This window comes from Corynebacterium sp. HMSC064E10, from assembly GCF_001812505.1.
In the GTDB taxonomy this organism is placed as follows: domain Bacteria; phylum Actinomycetota; class Actinomycetes; order Mycobacteriales; family Mycobacteriaceae; genus Corynebacterium; species Corynebacterium amycolatum.
The window spans coordinates 1,131,753-1,150,471 of record NZ_KV809173.1; the positions used below are offsets into that span (position 1 = coordinate 1,131,753).

Below are 18,719 nucleotides of genomic sequence, written 5' to 3' on the forward strand. Positions count from 1 at the left end.
ACTAATCCTCGCTCTGATCCGAGTTCGCCATCACCACGGTCAACGGCTCCGGACCAATGATCACCTCATGGCTCGCGACCATAATCGGTCCAACCTGGTGGTCGCCCTCCTCCAGGGCGACTTCCACCGTGCGGCCACGCACCGTCACCCGGATACGACAACCATGAATAGTGACTCGGTACGTCAGACCACTCCAGTCTTCAGGCAGACGCGGATCGATACTGTAGCGGCCATCGTGGTCACGGAAACCACCGAAGCCATAGACCAGGGACTGCCATACTCCACCGGCAGATGCGACGTGGACGCCATCGGCAGCGTTGCCATGCAGGTTCGCCAGGTCCACATAGAGTCCGCGTAGGAAGAAGTCCATTGCCTGCTCCTGCAAGCCCAACTCGGCCGCAACAATGGACTGCACAACAGCGGACAGCGAGGAATCACCAGTGGTGAGCGGATCGTAATACATGTAGTCTGCGCGCTTTTGTTCCGTCGTAAAGCGATTTCCCATGAGGAAAAGCGCAAGGACGACGTCCGCCTGCTTAATGACTTGGTGACGGTAAATCGTCAGCGGGTGGTAATGCAGCAGCAGCGGGCGCAGCGGGCCAACCTCGGGGTCGTCGAGATTCCAGCGTTTGCGCAGCAGGAACTGGTCATCCTGAGGGTGAATGCCGAGCTTCTCATCGAACGGGATGTACATCGCCTCAGCGGCCTGCTCCCACTCTTCAACCTCTCGCTCGGTGAGATCGAAGCGGTTGGTCAGTTCGCGGTAGGCGGCGGGGCGATCGCGCTTCATCTGCTTGACGACGTCCGCCGCAACCCGCAGGTTATACTGCGCCATCACGTTGGTGTACAGGTTGTTGTTCACCACCGTGTTGTACTCATCTGGGCCGGTGACGCTGTGAATCTGGAATTCGCGATGCTCGGCATCGAAGAATCCCAGCGACATCCAAAATCTGGCTGTACCGAGCAGCAAGTCCGTGCCCTCCTTGAGCAGGAACTCCTCATCGCCGGAGGCATAGACGTACTTCATCATTGCGTACACGATGTCCGCATCGATGTGGTACTGCGCCGTGCCGGCCTCAAAGTAGGCTGAGGACTCCTGACCATTGATAGTGCGCCACGGGAAGAGGGCACCGTCGTGCGCCAGTTCATCGGCACGCGCCCACGCGGCTTCGAGCATGTCCCAGCGGAAGCGCATGGCATTGCGTGAGAATTGCGGCGACGTATAAGTAAGGAATGGGGTCACGTAGATTTCCGTGTCCCAGAAGTAGTGGCCTCCGTAGCCGGTGCCGGTCATTCCCTTGGCCGGCACACCTTGGAATTCGGCGCGGGCGGCGGCCTGGATAATCTGCCAAATGTTCCAGCGCACTGCCTGCTGAATCTCCGGCTGATTGTAAATAACCACGTCAGAGCGCTCCCAGAAGCGTTCGAGCCACTCCTCCTGGTTCTCCATCAGCCTCAGCATGCCGATGCGTCCGACGCGGTTCAGGGTGCGCTCACAGCGGAATGCCAGCTCTTCGGCACGCACCTTGCGGGATGAGTGGTACGCGACCAGCTTCTCCAGGCGGATGACAGTGCCGACCGGCGCATCCAGGTTGAACAGGGAGCTGGCCACATCCGGCTCGGTCGACTGCGAAACCTCTACGAACGGCTCCGTGCCGTCGGGAGTGCGGACAGTAAAGGTGTGGTCCATGGAAGTGGCCACGGTCATACCGGAGTTTGCGCAGCGGTAGCCCAGCGTCGAGCGCTGCCCGTGCGCCGATTCCGACTGAAATGCTGGAATGAGCACGCGGTCTTCCAGCGCCTCGGCGCGACGGGGATCCAGTTCGGTGCCCTGCGCCTTGGCGGCATCGTGGTACTCGTCCTCGCCGTCCTGGCGGTTGAGGATCTGCGAGTTGATCATCACCGCAGCATCCGCATCCAGCAGCTCGACTTCCAGACTCATCGCGGCGACATGCTTTTCCTGGAAAGACACCATGCGCTCAGAGGTGACGCGAACGTGCTTGCCACCCGGGGTGCGCCAAATGAACCGACGACGCAGCACCCCCTCACGGAAATCCAGGCTACGTTCGTAGTCGCTGACCTCAGCATTGCCGAGACGCAGGGGCTCATCGTCAATGTAGAGACGCATTGCCTTGGCGTCCGGAGCGTTGACAATCGTCTGCCCCTGGCGGGCTAGACCGTAGGCGTCCTCGGCGTGCCTAATCGGCCATGTCTCATGCAGACCGTTGATATAAGTGCCGTGTTCACTGGAGTCACGACCCTCCGGCGGATTGCCACGCATGCCGATGTACCCGTTCGACAGCGCAAACAGCGTCTCGCCCAAACCGAGCGGGAGGCCGTTCGGCTTCGTCTCAATCAGACGCCACTCATCGACCGGAGTGATGTCTCGGTCCATGAGTCCCTCGGCATTCACCAGGTGGTGGTGCTTATCCGCACGACCCGCCGGGAAGTTGCGACGCTGCTTACGACGAACTGGGGACACCGTCTCCTCCTGTTTTTCAGCCTCGGCGGTCTCCGCGTCGTGACCCTGCCCCTGCGGAATCACACGCTCGGTCTCGTCGACTGCTGCCGTGGTCGAATCGTTGGCCATGATGCCTTCCGGTTTTCTCTCAGCCATTTGTCACGAGCCAGCCTAGACGAGTTCCGCCAAGTCACTGACCACAATGTCGGCACCCGCTCGGCGCAGCGCTTCTGCGCCAGCACCGCGGTCAACACCAATGACCAGACCAAATGCGCCGGCTGCACCCGCTTGCACACCGCTGATGGCATCCTCAACCACCACAGCATCGCGCGGTGCCACCCCCAGATTCTCCGCCGCGTACACGAAAGTATCGGCGGCTGGCTTACCCGGCAGGTTGTTCTCGTGCGCCACCACGCCGTCAACAATCTCCACGAACCGCTCACGCAGCCCAGCGGCCGTCAGCACCGGCACCGCGTTCTTCGACGAGCTGACCACCGCCAACTGCGGTTTTTCGCTTGCCGACGAGTCCCCCGCGCCCTGTAACTCGTCGAGCAGCGCTACCGACCCCGGGTAGGCCTCGATTCCTTTCTCGACTCGCGCCAGGAAGTCATCGTTCTTGCGCTTCCCGAGCCCCACAATCGTCTCGTCTTTCGCTGTGTCCTCATCGCTACCGTGTGGCAGCGAGATGCCGCGAGATTCCAGGATTGCTGCGATGCCCTCATCGCGGCGGCGACCATCGAGGTAGGTGAAATAGTCCTCCTCTGTGTAGGCCGAGACGCCCTTGTGCTCAAAGTAGTCGCTAAACATGTCCGCCCACGCCTGCTCGTGCACATCGGCGGTAGGGGTAATCACTCCGTCGAGGTCAAAGAGGATTGCGCCCGCGCTATGGAGGAATTCTTTGGCCTTGGCAAGGTTGGTAGCACTGTCGGTCGTGGAATTAGTCATGGGGGTCGCAGCTCCTTGGACGTTGCAGACTGCATATTCGCAATTAACTTCTCAATCAACGCTAGCAACGTTGCCCCTAGCCCGCTTGTGAACCCGGGTATCTCAAATTCTGAGCGCGCAGGTGCCACACACTGGCAACGGTTGGGGCTCTCAGTGCACACACCGCGGGTGCTTCCAACTCGGGTAGTTCCAACGCACGCCCTCTAAGCACGCGCAGCCACCACAGCAAAACAAACTGCCGGGTATATACGGAATTGGCTTTAGAAATCAGCCAACAACACATACACACCGGCAGTTTGGTGGTTATTTAGTTAGTTCGGCTCGGCAGTCGCCTGCTAACCCTAGCCTGACCCAGAATTAATCCTGGTCGATGCCCTCGCGCTTCTTGAACTCCAGGCGACGGCGGTGCAGGATCGGCTCGGTGTAACCGGACGGCTGGTTGACACCGTCGAGGATGAGCTCCTTGGCAGCCTGGAAACCAATGGACTTGTCGAAGTCCGGGGCCATCGGCAGGTACGCCTCATCGCCCTCGTTCTGGCGGTCAACAACCTCGGCCATACGCTGAAGCGAATCGATAATCTGCTCCTCGGTGACAACACCGTGCAGCAGCCAGTTAGCCAGAGTCTGGGAGGAAATACGCAGGGTAGCGCGGTCCTCCATCAGGTCAACATCGTTGATGTCCGGCACCTTGGAGCAGCCAACGCCCTGCTCAACCCAGCGGATAACGTAGCCCAGGATGGACTGGCAGTTGTTGTCCAGCTCGTTAGCCTTGTCCTCATCGGACCAGTCAGCGCCCGGCTCGCCAGCCTTAGCTGCCGCTACCGGGATGGTGAGCAGATCACCGAAGGTGTCGCGGCGACCGTCGGTAAGCAGCTTGTCCTGAACGCCGAAGACGTCAACCTCGTGGTAGTGGGTAGCGTGCAGCACACCACCGGTCGGGGACGGAACCCACGCGGTGGAAGCACCCTGCTTCGGCTGACCAATCTTCTGCTCCAGCAGCTCGGCCATCTGCTCGGTCATAGCCCACATGCCCTTACCGATCTGAGCCTTGCCCTGCAGGCCGTGTGCCAGACCGGAGTCGACGTTGTTGTCCTCGTAAGCCAGCATCCACGGAGCGGTCTTCTGAACAGCCTTGCGGAACATCGGACCAGCCTGGATGGAGGTGTGGATCTCATCACCAGTGCGGTCCATGAAGCCGGTGTTAATGAAAACGACACGCTCGGAAACAGCCTTGATGGCGGCGTCCAGGTTGACGGAGGTACGACGCTCCTCGTCCATCAGGCCGACCTTCAGGGTGTTGTGCGGCAGACCCAGCAGCTTCTCAACGTCTGCGAACAACTCGTTGGTGAACGCAGCCTCGTCCGGGCCGTGCTGCTTCGGCTTCACGATGTAGATGGAGCCGGTACGGGAGTTCTTACGTGCGTTGTCCTGGTCCAGGCCCGGGATTGCACAAGCAGCGCTGATGACGGCATCCATGATGCCCTCGAAAATCTCCTCGCCATCGCGGTCGAGGATGGCTGGGTTCTGCATCAGGTGGCCGACGTTACGGACCAGGTTCAGGGAACGACCGTGCAGGGTGACCTCGGAACCGTCAAGAGCGGTGTAGGTGCGGTCGTCGTTGATGGTACGGGACAGCTTCTTGCCACCACGGGTGAACTCTACTGCGAGGTCACCGACGTTCAGGCCCAGCCAGTTGGTGTAACCCAGGGTCTTGTCGGCAGCGTCGACTGCGGCGACAGAGTCCTCGAGGTCCATGATGTTGGTGACAGCGGCTTCCAGGATGATGTCCTTGACACCAGCCTTGTCGGTCTTGCCGACCGGGGACTCCGGGTCAATCAGCAGCTGAATGTGCAGACCGTTGTGCTTGAAGTAAATGGACTCCGGTGCGTCCTTGTCGCCGGTGTAGCCGACCAGGGTCTCCGGCTCGCGCAGACCGGAGGTAGCGCCACCTTCCAGGGTTGCCTGCAGGTGACCGTCGACAATGTCATAAGAGGTGACGTCCGCATGGGAACCGTCGACCAGCGGCAGAGCCTTGTCCAGGAAGTCACGGCCCCATGCGATAACACGGTCACCACGGACCTTGTTGTAGCCCGGGGTGTCCTTCTCCGCACCGCCATCTTCAGCAATAGCGTTGGTACCGTACAGCGCGTCGTAAAGCGAGCCCCAGCGTGCGTTCGCAGCGTTGATGGCGAAACGGGCGTTGAGGACCGGCACAACCAGCTGCGGACCAGCGGTGGAAGTAATCTCGGTGTCGACGCCCTCGGTGGTGACCTGGAAGTCACCCGGGTTGTCAACGAGGTAGCCAATTTCCTTCAGGAATGCGACGTACTCATCCTGGTTCTGCTTGCCCGGGTGTTCCTTGTACCAAGCGTCGAGCTTTTCCTGCAGCTCATCGCGCTTGGCCAGCAACTCGCGGTTGCGCGGAGTGTACTTAGCGACAATGTCACCGAAGCCGTTCCAGAACGCGTCCTTGTCCTCAATGCCGGCGGCGGGGAGTGCGGTGTCATTAACAAAGTCGTAAAGAACCTTCGCGACCTGCATTCCACCTGCCGAAATACGCTGTGCCATTGCTCTCCTCAAAACTATTGATTGCAATTTGCCCATCCAGCCACAGCCACGTCAGCGGCTCACGCACTGGATGCGTTGTTCCCCTACTGTATGTGATTCGGCGCACTTATGGACCGTCTTTTTTCATAACCCCCAACCGCCAGCCCGGTATAGCGCCGCTCACATTTGCTATTTCATTCGCTTTACGACGAGCACCCCGCGAACAGGCCCTACCCCTCCCCGATGACCATTCGGGCATTCAATCCCGACTCCACAACCAGCTCTCCCCACCCGCCTTGACCGCAGCATCCCTCGCACTCTTTCCTCCAGCCACGAAACAACACACGCAATGGGAAAGTGTCGCGCCTCACAGGCATTTACTATTGCGACCTGCACATCAACGGCCACCAACCAATCGTGTCGCGGCAGCCTCCACCTTCAAACCAGACCATAAAAGCGAGATGGCAACCGAAGCTCTGGCCACCATCCACGAACGCTCCGGCGGGGTATTGACGGTGTAACGGCAGTGTATTTAGAAGCCCGTTTCTACCTTTACGGCCGCGATTTCGGGGGTAGCGAATCACCCCCTAAACCCCAAACACTGTTAACGACCAGCTTTGATAATTACCAAAATATAAATCACCCCAAAGTGGGGGGAACATTATTAACGGGGCCATCACAGGAAAATAACAGTACGAATGTACCGCCCGGTCACAGGCGAAAATAGCTAAAGCCAAGCTACACATTGCAATGTTTGCAAACTTCACAGGTGTTATCCGGGTTACATACTTGAATTCACATCCAGAGTTGCTTGACGAACTTAGCGCTATGCCCCAAAATGTGAGACATGGCACGCGGAAGCGGACATTGTTTTTGTTCGCGTGTTTGTGTGCAGGGGTACGGCATTTTGCTAGCACCCCCTGCATTCACGTGACACCGCGGTCACTATCGGGTCAGCATGTAGATCGGTTCTGTCGGAATTGTTCTTAAGTCAGCACCCGGAGTTCGAAAAGCAAGCAAAAGGAAGTGACTCCGTTTATGTCTAACGTTGGTAAGGCACGTACCGCCGCCGAAATCCAGAAGGATTGGGACGAGAACCCGCGCTGGGAAGGTATCACCCGCGACTACACCGCTGAGCAGGTTGCTGAGCTCCAGGGCACCGTCGTCGAGGAGAACACCCTCGCTCGCCGTGGCGCCGAGCTCCTGTGGGAAGGCGTCAACGTTAAGGACGACTCCTACATCAACGCTCTGGGTGCACTGACCGGCAACATGGCCGTTCAGCAGGCTCGCGCTGGCCTGAAGGCTGTCTACCTCTCCGGTTGGCAGGTTGCTGGTGACGCTAACCTCTCCGGCCACACCTACCCGGACCAGTCCCTGTACCCGGCTAACTCCGTGCCGAACGTCGTTCGCCGCATCAACAACGCTCTGCTCCGTGCAGACGAGATTGCTCGCATCGAGGGCGACGACTCCGTCGACAACTGGCTGCTGCCGATCGTCGCTGACGGTGAGGCTGGCTTCGGTGGCGCTCTGAACGTCTACGAGCTGCAGAAGGCCATGATCAACGCTGGTGCCGCTGGTACCCACTGGGAGGACCAGCTCGCTTCCGAGAAGAAGTGTGGCCACCTGGGCGGCAAGGTCCTGATCCCGACCCAGCAGCACATCCGTACCCTGACCTCTGCTCGCCTGGCTGCTGACGTCTCCAACACCCCGACCGTCATCATCGCCCGCACCGACGCTGAGGCCGCCACCCTCATCACCTCCGATGTTGATGAGCGCGACCAGAAGTTCATCACCGGCGACCGCACCTCCGAGGGCTTCTACCACGTCCAGAACGGCCTGGAGCCGTGCATCGATCGTGCGAAGTCCTACGCTCCGTACGCTGACATGATTTGGATGGAGACCGGTACTCCGGACCTCGAGCTGGCTAAGAAGTTCGCTGAGGGCGTCAAGGCTGAGTACCCGGACCAGCTCCTGGCTTACAACTGCTCCCCGTCCTTCAACTGGTCCGCTCACCTCGAGAAGGACGAGATTGCCAAGTTCCAGAACGAGCTGGGCAAGATGGGCTTCAAGTTCCAGTTCATCACCCTGGCTGGCTTCCACGCCCTGAACTACGGCATGTTCGACCTGGCTTACGGCTACGCTCGCGAGCAGATGTCCGCATTCGTCGACCTGCAGAACCGCGAGTTCGAGGCTGCCGAGAAGCGCGGTTTCACCGCTGTCAAGCACCAGCGCGAGGTTGGCGCTGGCTACTTCGACCGCATCGCCACCACCGTCGACCCGAACTCCTCCACCACCGCCCTGAAGGGCTCCACCGAGGAGGGCCAGTTCTAAGTCACCCGGCTTAGGGCTTAGGTCTAAGACCTAGCTTCAACACCCAGCGAGGGCTGCACCTGCAGCTTTCGCTGGGTGTTTTTTGTGCGTTCATCGACGTGTCGACTCCGGGCCGTCGTGAAGCGTGCCAGAGAACCTGAGCGCCTACACACGCAAGCAAAGCTTGCAACGGTTTTCTACACAAATTCAGCAAAGCCCGCGATATGCTGGGCAGTATGTCGAAAACCTATGTCGGATCCCGCCTCCGCCAGCTCCGCCGCGAGCGCGACCTCAGCCAGGCCGCGCTCGCACAGGCGTTGGGCCTCTCGGCTAGTTACGTCAACCAGATCGAGCACGACGTCCGCCCACTGACCGTTCCTGTTCTGCTTCGTATCACGGACACATTCGGCGTTGACGCGACTTTCTTCTCCCGCGATGACGACTCCCGCCTCCTCGCTGAGGTCCAAGATGTGGTGATGGACAAAGAGATCGCCAAGTCCCCCATGGACCTGCAGGAAATCTCGGAAATGGTCCGCGACCACCCCGACATCGCCCGCATCATGGTGGACATCCACCGCCGCTACCGCAACGTCACCGACAAACTCTCCCTGGCCACCGAAGAGCGCAACTTCGGCAACAGCACCGACACCGCCTCCGGCTCACAGGCGCTGACCATGCCACACGAGGAAGTCCGCGACTACTTCTATGCCCGCCAGAACTACATCGCTTCGGTCGACACCGCCGCCGAGGAGCTGGCTCGCGAGCTGCGCATCACCGACGAGACCACCGATGTGGTCTCTGTGCTGGCCGACAGGCTGTCCAACGACCATGGGATTCGGATTGCGCTGGAATCGTCGTTAGGCGATGTGCAGCACAGCCTTGATCGGCGGACGAAGACGCTCTACCTCGCGCGGCACCTCTCGCCGGGGCAGCGGGCCTTCCGCATGGCCACGGAGCTGGGGTTTTTGGAGCAGGGCGAGACCATTTCCGAGGCTGTCGCGTCCGGGCATTTCATGTCGGAGGAGTCGCGGAAGCTGGCGCAGCGCGGAGTCGCGACGTACTACGCGGCGGCGCTGATTCTGCCGTATGAGTCGTTCCATGCGATGGCTGAGTCGAAACGCTACGACATCGAGCTGTTGTCGCGCACTTACGGCGTGGGCTACGAGACCATCTGCCACCGACTGTCCACGATGCAACGTCCCAGCCTGCGCGGTATCCCGTGGACATTCGTGCGCGTCGACCGCGCGGGCAACATGTCCAAACGCCAATCCGCCACGGGCTTCCACTTCACGCATTCGGGCGGTACCTGCCCACTGTGGAACGTCTACGAGACCTTCTCCTATCCCGGCAAAGTCATGCGGCAGGTCGCGCTCATGCCGGATGGTCGGCCCTACATGTGGATCTCGCGGACCGTGGAACATCACGCGGCACGTTTCGGCAAGCCAGGTAAGGTTTTTGCCATCGGTTTGGGCTGCGAGGCCCGTCACGCTGAGCGCACCGTGTACGCCGATGGTCTCGATCTCGCGGACCTCGACGCCGCCACTCCGATCGGTGCCGGCTGCAGGGTCTGCTCCCGCGAGGCATGTCCGCAGCGCGCGTTCCCGCCGATTCATCGGGATATCGACATCAACATGCACCGCTCCACCGTCTCACCGTACTAATTCGCTTTACGACGGGCGCAGGGTCGGCCTGTTTGCGGGGGCTTGGTTTGCGCAGGATGCCTCAAAGAAGAAGACCCCAAAAAGAAAGTGCTTAAGTTTATGACACTTTCGCACCGATTTTCACGGTCAAACTGTCATAAACTTAAGAACTAACTCGTATCTACCTGAGCCGGGACCAGCGAAAACTGGCCCTAGGCCAAAGCCACAACCTCTTACAGGTTAATCATCTTGCCCATAACGCCCTCGGCTGCTTCCTTCATGGCCTCGGACATGGTCGGGTGAATGTGAACGGCGCGGCCGATTTCCTCAGTGGTCAGCTCGTACTTCTCCGCCAGAACCAGCTGCGGCATGAGCTCGGAAACGTTGGCGCCCACCATGTGGCCACCCAGCAGCTCGCCGTATTCGGCATCTGCAATGAGCTTCACGAAACCAACCGGCTCCGCCAGACCCTGCGCCTTACCGTTGGCAGAGAACGGGAAGGTGGAGACCTTAATCTCGCGACCGTTCTCCTCTGCCCACTTCTTGGCCTGTGCCTCGGTCTTACCGAAGGAACCAACCTGTGGGTTACAGAAGGTTGCGCGCGGCATCATGTTGTAGTCCGGGATTGTCTCGGTCTCGTGACCCGCCATGTGCTCAGCTGCAATAACGCCCTGTGCCTCAGCGACATGTGCCAGCTGCAGCTTCATGGTGACGTCACCGATGGCGTAGATGTTATCGACGTTGGTGCGCATGTACTCGTCGATGACAATCTCGCCGCGCTCGCCCAACTCAACACCAGCCTTGTCCAGGCCGATACCCTCGGTGCGCGGTGCGAAGCCGATGGAGACCATAACGCGGTCGACGGTCAGAGTCTGCTCGTCGCCGCCATCCTTGGCCTCGACCTTGACCTCAACCGAGTCACCATTGTCCACGATGGAGGTGGTCTTGTGTCCAGTCATGAGCTTGACGCCCAGCTTCTTGTATTCCTTGGCAATAACCTTGGAGACGTCTGCGTCCTCGTTCGGTAGAACGTTGTCCATGAACTCGACGATGGTGACATCCACGCCGTAGTTGGCCAAGACGTATGCGAACTCCATACCGATGGCGCCAGCGCCGACGATAACCATGGAGTCCGGCAGCTCGTCGGAGAGAATCTGCTCTTCGTAGGAAACGATGTTGCCGCCGACCTCAACGCCCGGCAGGGAACGGACGACAGAGCCGGTCGCAATAATCGCCTTATCGAAAGTAATTTCCTTGCCTTCGTCATCGCCATCAGTGATGGCCATGGAGGTCGGGCCAGTGAATTCACCGAAACCGTTGATTTCGGTGATCTTGTTCTTCTTCATCAGGAAATGAACACCCTTGACAATGCCCGCGGACACCTTGCGCGAACGCGCGTGTGCGGCACCGAAGTCAAAGGAGACATCGCCGGAGATACCGAAGGTCTTAGCCTCATGGTTGAAAATGTGCGCCACCTCGGCGTTCTTCAACAGAGACTTGGATGGGATACAGCCAACGTTGAGGCAGACACCGCCCCAGTATTGCTTCTCCACCACAGCGGTCTTCAGACCCAGCTGGGATGCACGGATTGCTGCGACGTATCCGCCAGGACCGCCGCCGAGTACTACAAGATCAAAATGTTCAGCCACGTGCACAAGTCTACGCACGACTTGTCTTTACTTCACGCGCGAGTCCCGGTTTTACCTACTGCGGTCGGCTACGGTGGTGGGCATGGGCACCGACACGGACACCGACTTGGGCAACAATTCCTCCTTCGTCTCCACTGACCTTGTCCCCGATTGGCTGGACGATATCGACGGCTCCCAGGCGCTGGCGTGGGCTCGCGCGCAGTCGGAGGCCACCGTCGCAGGCGTCGATTCGCTTGCCGACGACACCAGCGACCGCACCAACTTGGAACAGCGCATCCTGACTGCGCTCAACACCGATGCCCGGATCGCATACCCGGTGCGGCGCGGCGAGTACCTCTATAACTTCTGGCGGGATGCCGAGCATCCGCGGGGTCTGTGGCGGCGCACCTCGTTGCAGAGCTATCTGGCTGGCCAGGAAGATCCGCAGGCGACCGAGTGGGAAGTGCTGATTGACCTCGATGAGCTGGCGAAAGCCGAAGGAGAAAACTGGGTCTGGAAGGGCACGGTGTGCCGTTATCCGGAGTATGACCGCGCGTTAATTCTGCTCTCTCGCGGCGGCGCCGATGCCACCGTGGTGCGGGAGTTTAACCTCGTCAACTGCACTTTTGTCGAGGATGAGCCGTTCTACCTCCCGGAGGCGAAGTCCGATGTCTGTTGGTTGGGCCGTGACGAGATTCTCGTTGGCAGTGATTTTGGTCCGGGGTCACTGACGGATTCGGGCTACCCTCGGCAGGTACGCAGGTGGCGGCGCGGCACGCCGTCGTCAAGCGCGGATGTGATTTTCTCGGGCCACAGTGATGATGTGGCCGTGGGCGGCTGGTTCGACGCGACGGAGGGTTTCGAGCGGCTGTTTGTCGAGCGTGCGCATGATTTTTATAATTCGCAGCGGTTCGTGGCAGCGGAGCGCTCGGGCAAGTTGGCGGCGCAGCAGAATGGGGACTTTTCGCTGCAGATTCTGGAGGTGCCACAGGACTGCCGGACGAGTGTCCATAGGCAGTGGCTGGTGCTGATGCCGCGCACGGACTTCAACGGCATTCCGGCTGGTGGCGTGGCTGTTGTGGAGCTAGAAAAGTGGCTGGCGGGCTCGCGTGAGGTGGAGGTGATTTTCACCCCGGATGCGCACACGTCGTTCCAGCAGCTCGCGTGGACGAAGAACTTCCTGGTGCTGACGCTGTTGGAGGATGTCGCGACGAAGGTGGTTGTCTTGCGGGAGGGCTCATGGGAGCCGGTGGAGGCCTTCGGCGAGTTACCTGCACAGGCCACTGTGAGCGTGATTGATACGGCCTCTGAACGCGATGATGAGATCTGGTTGGTGTCGACCTCGGCAACGCAGCCGGCAACCCTCTGGTACGGGCAAGTCGGCAGCCCGCTCACGGAAGTGCGGCGTGCTCCGGCGCTCTTCGACAGTGAGGGGATGGAGACACGCCAGCACTGGGCGGCCTCGGCCGATGGCACGCGCATTCCGTATCGCATCACCGGCCGCTTCGGCGCGGAGGCGGGCGCTGGTACAGGTGATGGCACAGGCGCGGAGACAACCACAGACGCACCCACTCCGAACCCAGCCCCAACCCTCGTGCACGCCTACGGCGGTTTCGAGGTCTCGCTGGTCCCGCAGTACTCGGCGATCCGTGGCCTGACCTGGCTCGAGCGCGGCGGTTACTTCGTGGAGGCCAACCTGCGTGGCGGTGGCGAATTCGGCCCGACCTGGCACTCCTCGGTGGTCAAGACTGAGCGGATGAGGGTCTATGAGGATCATCAGGCCGTGCTGCGCGACCTGGTTGAACGCGGCTACTGCACGCGCGAGCAGCTGGGCGTACGTGGCGGCTCCAACGGCGGGCTGCTGACCGCTGTCTGTCTCACTTCCTACCCGGAGTTGGTGGGCGCAGTGGTGTCCCAGGTGCCGCTGGCGGACATGATGCGCTATCACAGGCTGTCCGCGGGAGCCTCGTGGATGGCCGAGTATGGAAACCCGGACGACCCCACCGAGCGGGCTGCGATTGCGCAGTATTCGCCGGTCCAGCGTGTCGTCAAGCGAGAGCAGCGCGCCTACCCACCGGCGTTGATTACGACTTCCACCAGGGACGACCGTGTCCACCCGGCGCATGCGCGGAGCCTGGCGTGGCTGCTGGAAGAGGCGGGACAGCCGGTGGACTATCACGAAAACACAGAGGGCGGGCACGCGGGCGCAGCGGATAATTCGCAGGTCGCGTTCGTCGAGGCACTCATATCTACGTGGCTGTGGAACAAGCTCAAGTAAGGTAACAGCCGTGAGTAGCGCTGATTTCACTAATCCATATACCGGTATCGCGTTCAACCTGGGTTTCCGGGTGAACAAATACGAGCTGGACCTCGACTATCGGGTCGGGCCGAATCGTCTGAAGGCGACGGCGACTCTGCATATCGAGATCAACGCCTGGACCTCGCACATCACGCTCGACTTTGCGGATGCGCTGGGGGTCGATTCGGTGGATGCGATTTCCGATTCGCAGGCACACTCAATCGATGTGAAGCGCTGGCGCCATTCGGGTCGTAAGCTGCGCGCCACCTTTGACCGCGAGTTGGCTCCCGACGAGACGCTGCGGCTGATTGTCACTTACTCGGGCACGCCACGTCCGGTGCGCTCGAAGTGGGGCGAAATTGGCTGGGAGGAATTGGAAAACGGTGCGCTCGTGGCATCGCAGCCGGTGGGCGCGGCGTCGTGGTACCCCTGCGATGACGATCCCGAGGTCAAGGCATTCTACGAGTTCACGATGGTCACCGACGCTCCCTACGAGGTCGTCGCACCAGGGCTTGCCGACGCTCCGGTGAACGTGGGCGGATCGCGCCGCCGCTGGCGGTTTGTCACCGAGGAGCCCATGGCCTCCTACCTGGCCACCATCAATGTCGGCCAGTTTAAGAAGGTCGAGCTGCCGTGCCAGACCTCGACTGTGGTGGCCTGGGTGCCTTCTGAGCTGGTGGCCAATGCTCGCCATGACTTCCGCGATCAGGGGCGCATGCTCGATGAGTTCGCCAAGCTCTTTGGCCCTTACCCCTTCCGCGCTTACCAGGTGGTCATTTGCGAGGATGACCTGGAGATTCCCATTGAGGCACAGGGGCTGTCCATCTTCGGCGCGAACCATGCCGACGGCAAGGACACGTGGAATCGACTGATTGCCCACGAGTTGTCGCACCAGTGGTTCGGCAACAGCGTTGGCATTTCGCAGTGGCGCGATATCTGGCTCAACGAGGGCTTTGCCTGCTACTCCGAGTGGGTGTGGTCCGAGGTCAGCGGCGGTGCTAGCGCGGATGTGCACGCCCGCAAGCACTACTTGGATCTGCTTGAGGAGGACCAGGACATCGTCATCGCCAACCCAGGGCCAAAGCTGATGTTCGACGACCGTCTGTATAAGCGCGGCGCGCTGACTGTGCACGCTCTGCGCCTGCTGCTAGGCGACGAGGTGTTCTTCGACCTGGTGCGCAAGTGGACCACCACTAACCGCCACAGTGTGGTCGACGCCGTTGACTTCCGCGCACTGGCCAACCGCGTGTGCCGTGAGCGTGGCATCACCACCTCGCACCTGGATGTCATCTTTGATTCCTGGCTGTCACGCAGCTCCTTGCCAAACTTCCCCGCTGACCCGACGCGCTCCCCTGCTGACCAGGGCATCGACGATAATGGTGCTCCAATCGTGGACGAGAAGCTGGCTGCTCAGTTTGCAAAGCTCGGCTACTCGAAAGCCAAGGACTAGAGAGCTAGAGGCACGTCAATGTCCGGTTTCAAATGGTTGTCGCTGGCCACGATTGTCGCAGCGATAGGTAGCTTCGCGGTGCTGATTATCTCGGCCCGCGCACTTCCCAATGCAGTAAATCTGCAGTTCGTGGCGTTTTGGGGACTGTTCTTCGCGCTCACGGGTGTTCTCGGCGGGCTGATGCAGGAGACGACGCGCGCAATCGGTGCTGCGGAATCACGGGAGCGAGAGCACGATCAGGGGCGGGAGCGGGAAGCCTCGGAAGCGGGTCAAACTCTCGGCGCTCGTCCCATCACAGTTTCCCTGGGCGTCGCCGCAGTTACTTTCATCACCATGGCAGTGACGGGTCCGCTGTGGGCCCCACTAGTCGTGCAGGATGACGCCGGCACTGCAATTCTGCTTATGGCTTTTGGTCTGGCGCTGTACTCCATGCAGGCAACCACCTCGGGTCTGCTCAGCGGCCGCCAACTGTGGGGCCCTTACGCTGCGCTAATCATGATCGACATTCTCGTGCGCGTGGCGCTGGCACTCATCGCCTGGTACTTCGGCTGGGGCCTGCTGGCCTGGTTGATTATCACGGTGTTCGGCACTGTCAGTTGGCTTATTCTCGCAGTGTTTTCCTCAGCAACCCGTTCTGTCATGTTCGCGCGTGCCGACGTCCCGGTACGCCGCTTCATCACTCTTATGGTCACGGCCATGGGCGCATCCGGCGCATCTGCTGTGCTGGTTACAGGTTTTCCGACAATCGTCAAGATCGCCGGCGAAGCGGTCACCACTGGTGCCGGGATAGCCGAGTCGCTCACCCCACCCCATGCCGACAACTTCACCGCAGCGGTGACCATTGCGGGGATCGCCTACGCCGTAACGCTAACCCGCGCTCCGCTGCTCATGCCCCTGGAGAAGTTCCAAAACGCCATCATTGTGAGCTTTGTCCGGCATCGCTCCGAGGGCGTGCTGGCAGCGTTGGCCAAGCCGCTGGGAGCGCTGGCTGCTTTCGGCGCCTTCGGGGCCGGCCTGGCATGGCTCATCGGGCCGTGGATTATGACTCTGATCCTGGACGAGAGCTATCACGTGTCCGGGCCGGTCCTCGCAGCGCTGACGCTCGGTGCGACTTTGACCGCCATGTTGATGGTCACCGGCTCGGTCACCTTGGCCGTGGAGAAGCATCACATGTATCTGTTCGGTTGGTTGGCAGCGACCACGATTGCCGTTGCCATTCTTTTCCTCCCTGTGCACCTGTCGGTACGCACGGTCGCGGCTATCGCCGTAGGCTCTGCGGTAGGTGTTGTCATTCATCTGCTTGCGCTGCGCAAGCTTTCCCCGCGTGCTGCCAGGTCAGCTGTGTCGGAAGCTTTTGCGGTGGAATAGCACCATCCGCGTCCAATACCGTCCCCCCCCCCAAAAAAAACCGTCCAAATCCCCCTGTAAAACCCGAGGCTCGAGACTCACATGTCCACCATCACTAACCTCACGGTTCTCATGACCGTTTACCACCGCGTCGCCCCCAACCAGCTTGATACTGCGTTGCAGTCGCTGTGGGGCCAGACGCGTCCGGCCGCGCACGTCATCGTGGTCATCGATGGCCCCATTGGACAGGAACTCGACCGGGTCGTCGTCAAGCATGAGCAGGCGCATTCGGAGATGACAGTGCTGCGGTGTGCGGAAAATGGTGGCTCGGGAGTGGCTTCGCAGGCGGGTCTTCAGCTGGTGGAAACACCATGGGTGGCGCGGCTGGATGCGGACGATATTGCGCGTGCGGACCGATTTGAAAAGCAGTGGGACGCGCTGACCGCTGACCCGGAGTTGGATGTATTGGGCAGTGCAATGGCGGAGTTCGAGGGCACGCCGAACAATGTGGTGCGCGTGCGGACTCTGCCGCAGACGCACGCCGAAATTGCGCGTTATATCAAGATCAATTCGCCTGTAAATAACCCCTCCTCGATGCTGCGCACGGCGAAGGTGCGTGAGGTCGGCGGGTATCGCGACATCCGTCTGATGGAAGACTATGACCTCTGGGTGCGCCTCATGGCCGCCGGCGCGAAGTTTGAGAATCTGCCCGAGCCGCTGGTGTACTTCCGCGCCGACGGCATGTTCGAGCGGCGGACCTCGCGCGGCATCATCCGCGGTGAACGCCAGCTCCAGCGCACGCTGGTAGCTGAGGGACTGATTTCCCGGCCGCGGGCGGTGTTTAACTTGGCGGTGCGGACACTTTTCCGACTTTTGCCAACTCAGCTCATGTCACGCGCATATCGACGATTGTTTGTGCGGTAGGCTTCGGAGCGATGACTGACAACATGGATTTCTCGGACACCTGGCTGATTGTGCCGTGCTACAACGAGGGCCAGGTTATTCGTGAGGTTCTCGAGCACGCTCGCGAGACCTTCCCCAACATTGTCGCGGTCAACGACGGCTCTTCGGATAACTCCAGCCTGGAGATCCACAGGGCCGGCGCTCACCTGGTCAACCACCCTGTCAATTTGGGTCAAGGTGCCGCTATCCAGACCGGCGTGGAATACGCTCGCGCGCAGGCTGGATCGAAGTACTTTGTCACCTTCGACGCCGATGGCCAGCACCAGGTCAAGGACGTCGTCGCTATGGTGCAGCGACTGCGCACCGAACCAATCGACATCATTGTGGGAACCCGTTTCGGCCGCCCTCGCGCCGAGGATGACCAGGTGCCGCTGATTAAGCGAATTGTCCTCAAGACGGTAGTCATGTTGTCACCACGCACGCGCCGACTCGGGCTTACCGATGCTCATAACGGCCTGCGCGCCTTCAACCGCACGGTGGCAGAGCAACTGAACCTGCGCATGAACGGCATGAGCCATGCCTCCGAATTTGTCGAGGTCATGGACAGCAGAGGCTGGCGTACCGCTGAGCAGCCGGTGGATATCCTCTACACGGAATACTCCATGTCCAAAGGGCAATCCTTGTTCAACGGTGTCAATATCCTTGCCGACTCCCTGATCTCGAAGAGGCTGCCATGACCGCATCCATCGTTCAAATTATTTTGCTGCTGGCGATGGTGGGCCTGGTGGCTTACTTCGTCGCTAACCGTCGTAAAGCGCGCGCCAAGGCGGGCGTGAAACTGGGATTCGTCGTTTTCGTCATCGCGTGCCTGTGGGCAATCGTGCGTCCCGACGATCTGACCGTGGTGGCCAACTGGATTGGTGTGAACCGAGGCACCGATTTGCTGCTCTACGTACTGGTGTTGGCGTTCGTGTTTACCACGGTGTCGTCCTACATCCGCTTCCGCGAACAGGAGCTGCGCTACGCACGACTGGCTCGTGCAGTGGCCTTGAAGACCGCTGTGCGTCCGGAAGAAGAAATTGTGATTTCGGGCAGCCAGAACAGCAGCCAAAAAGACAGCGCGACAAACGTCGAGAACAACGCTCCGTCCGACTAATCGGCACGCTAAGCGCATGTGAATCTGAGGCTG

The 18,719-nt window shown here is 60.4% G+C and carries 12 protein-coding genes; 8 read left to right on the forward strand and 4 right to left on the reverse strand.

Going from position 1 to position 18,719, the window contains the following annotated elements; translation table 11 throughout:
• Position 1: 1 nt before the first annotated feature.
• From HMPREF2860_RS06860 to HMPREF2860_RS06870, 3 genes are all read right to left on the reverse strand, one after another.
• The gene (locus HMPREF2860_RS06860) at positions 2-2,617 is read right to left on the reverse strand and encodes a glycoside hydrolase family 65 protein (RefSeq protein WP_038627509.1); all 2,616 of its coding nucleotides are present in this window, start codon (positions 2,615-2,617) and stop codon (positions 2-4) included.
• Between the two features lie 15 nt (positions 2,618-2,632).
• On the reverse strand, positions 2,633-3,406 hold the full coding sequence (locus HMPREF2860_RS06865; RefSeq protein ID WP_038627507.1) for an HAD family hydrolase: 774 nt from the start codon (positions 3,404-3,406) through the stop codon (positions 2,633-2,635).
• 357 nt (positions 3,407-3,763) lie between these two features.
• Entirely contained in the window at positions 3,764-5,974 is a 2,211-nt protein-coding gene (locus HMPREF2860_RS06870; protein WP_070628691.1) for a malate synthase G, read from the reverse strand.
• Between the two features lie 1,017 nt (positions 5,975-6,991).
• Between HMPREF2860_RS06870 and aceA the strand changes: the two genes are divergently transcribed.
• Both aceA and ramB read left to right on the forward strand, forming a co-directional pair.
• On the forward strand, positions 6,992-8,284 hold the full coding sequence (gene aceA / locus HMPREF2860_RS06875) for an isocitrate lyase (RefSeq protein WP_070628692.1): 1,293 nt from the start codon (positions 6,992-6,994) through the stop codon (positions 8,282-8,284).
• 215 nt (positions 8,285-8,499) lie between these two features.
• Complete coding sequence (ramB, locus tag HMPREF2860_RS06880; RefSeq protein ID WP_038629316.1) at positions 8,500-9,924, forward strand: acetate metabolism transcriptional regulator RamB; 1,425 nt, start codon at positions 8,500-8,502, stop codon at positions 9,922-9,924.
• Between the two features lie 212 nt (positions 9,925-10,136).
• Here the strand turns inward: ramB and lpdA are convergent, their stop codons facing one another.
• The gene (gene lpdA / locus HMPREF2860_RS06885) at positions 10,137-11,552 is read right to left on the reverse strand and encodes a dihydrolipoyl dehydrogenase (protein WP_038629314.1); all 1,416 of its coding nucleotides are present in this window, start codon (positions 11,550-11,552) and stop codon (positions 10,137-10,139) included.
• A gap of 82 nt (positions 11,553-11,634) precedes the next feature.
• Here lpdA and HMPREF2860_RS06890 point away from each other — a divergent pair, with 82 nt between their 5' ends.
• The 6 genes from HMPREF2860_RS06890 (at position 11,635) to HMPREF2860_RS06915 (ending at position 18,686) form a co-directional block, all read left to right on the forward strand.
• Complete coding sequence (locus HMPREF2860_RS06890; RefSeq protein ID WP_083309520.1) at positions 11,635-13,809, forward strand: prolyl oligopeptidase family serine peptidase; 2,175 nt, start codon at positions 11,635-11,637, stop codon at positions 13,807-13,809.
• Positions 13,810-13,819: 10 nt separating this feature from the next.
• Complete coding sequence (locus HMPREF2860_RS06895) at positions 13,820-15,280, forward strand: M1 family metallopeptidase (RefSeq protein ID WP_070628693.1); 1,461 nt, start codon at positions 13,820-13,822, stop codon at positions 15,278-15,280.
• Between the two features lie 18 nt (positions 15,281-15,298).
• Positions 15,299-16,648, forward strand: coding sequence for a polysaccharide biosynthesis protein (locus HMPREF2860_RS06900; protein WP_049180740.1), 1,350 nt, complete (start codon positions 15,299-15,301; stop codon positions 16,646-16,648).
• Between the two features lie 81 nt (positions 16,649-16,729).
• On the forward strand, positions 16,730-17,551 hold the full coding sequence (locus tag HMPREF2860_RS06905; protein WP_070628694.1) for a glycosyltransferase: 822 nt from the start codon (positions 16,730-16,732) through the stop codon (positions 17,549-17,551).
• 23 nt (positions 17,552-17,574) lie between these two features.
• Positions 17,575-18,267 carry a glycosyltransferase family 2 protein gene (locus HMPREF2860_RS06910; protein ID WP_038629309.1) on the forward strand — a complete coding sequence of 231 codons (693 nt, stop codon included), beginning with the start codon at positions 17,575-17,577 and terminating at the stop codon, positions 18,265-18,267.
• Positions 18,264-18,686 carry a DUF2304 domain-containing protein gene (locus tag HMPREF2860_RS06915; protein ID WP_038627495.1) on the forward strand — a complete coding sequence of 141 codons (423 nt, stop codon included), beginning with the start codon at positions 18,264-18,266 and terminating at the stop codon, positions 18,684-18,686. The genes HMPREF2860_RS06910 and HMPREF2860_RS06915 overlap by 4 nt, the downstream gene beginning before the upstream one ends.
• The last annotated feature ends 33 nt before the right edge of the window (positions 18,687-18,719 follow it).

Bases quoted from the DNA above. Each gene is read 5' to 3' on its own strand.
- HMPREF2860_RS06890 (WP_083309520.1), top strand. From the start codon at position 11,635: ATGGGCACCGACACGGACACCGACTTGGGCAACAATTCCTCCTTCGTC.
- HMPREF2860_RS06865 (WP_038627507.1), bottom strand. From the start codon at position 3,406: ATGACTAATTCCACGACCGACAGTGCTACCAACCTTGCCAAGGCCAAA.
- HMPREF2860_RS06870 (WP_070628691.1), bottom strand. From the start codon at position 5,974: ATGGCACAGCGTATTTCGGCAGGTGGAATGCAGGTCGCGAAGGTTCTT.
- aceA (WP_070628692.1), top strand. From the start codon at position 6,992: ATGTCTAACGTTGGTAAGGCACGTACCGCCGCCGAAATCCAGAAGGAT.
- HMPREF2860_RS06915 (WP_038627495.1), top strand. From the start codon at position 18,264: ATGACCGCATCCATCGTTCAAATTATTTTGCTGCTGGCGATGGTGGGC.
- ramB (WP_038629316.1), top strand. From the start codon at position 8,500: ATGTCGAAAACCTATGTCGGATCCCGCCTCCGCCAGCTCCGCCGCGAG.
- HMPREF2860_RS06910 (WP_038629309.1), top strand. From the start codon at position 17,575: ATGGATTTCTCGGACACCTGGCTGATTGTGCCGTGCTACAACGAGGGC.
- HMPREF2860_RS06860 (WP_038627509.1), bottom strand. From the start codon at position 2,617: ATGGCTGAGAGAAAACCGGAAGGCATCATGGCCAACGATTCGACCACG.
- HMPREF2860_RS06905 (WP_070628694.1), top strand. From the start codon at position 16,730: ATGTCCACCATCACTAACCTCACGGTTCTCATGACCGTTTACCACCGC.
- HMPREF2860_RS06900 (WP_049180740.1), top strand. From the start codon at position 15,299: ATGTCCGGTTTCAAATGGTTGTCGCTGGCCACGATTGTCGCAGCGATA.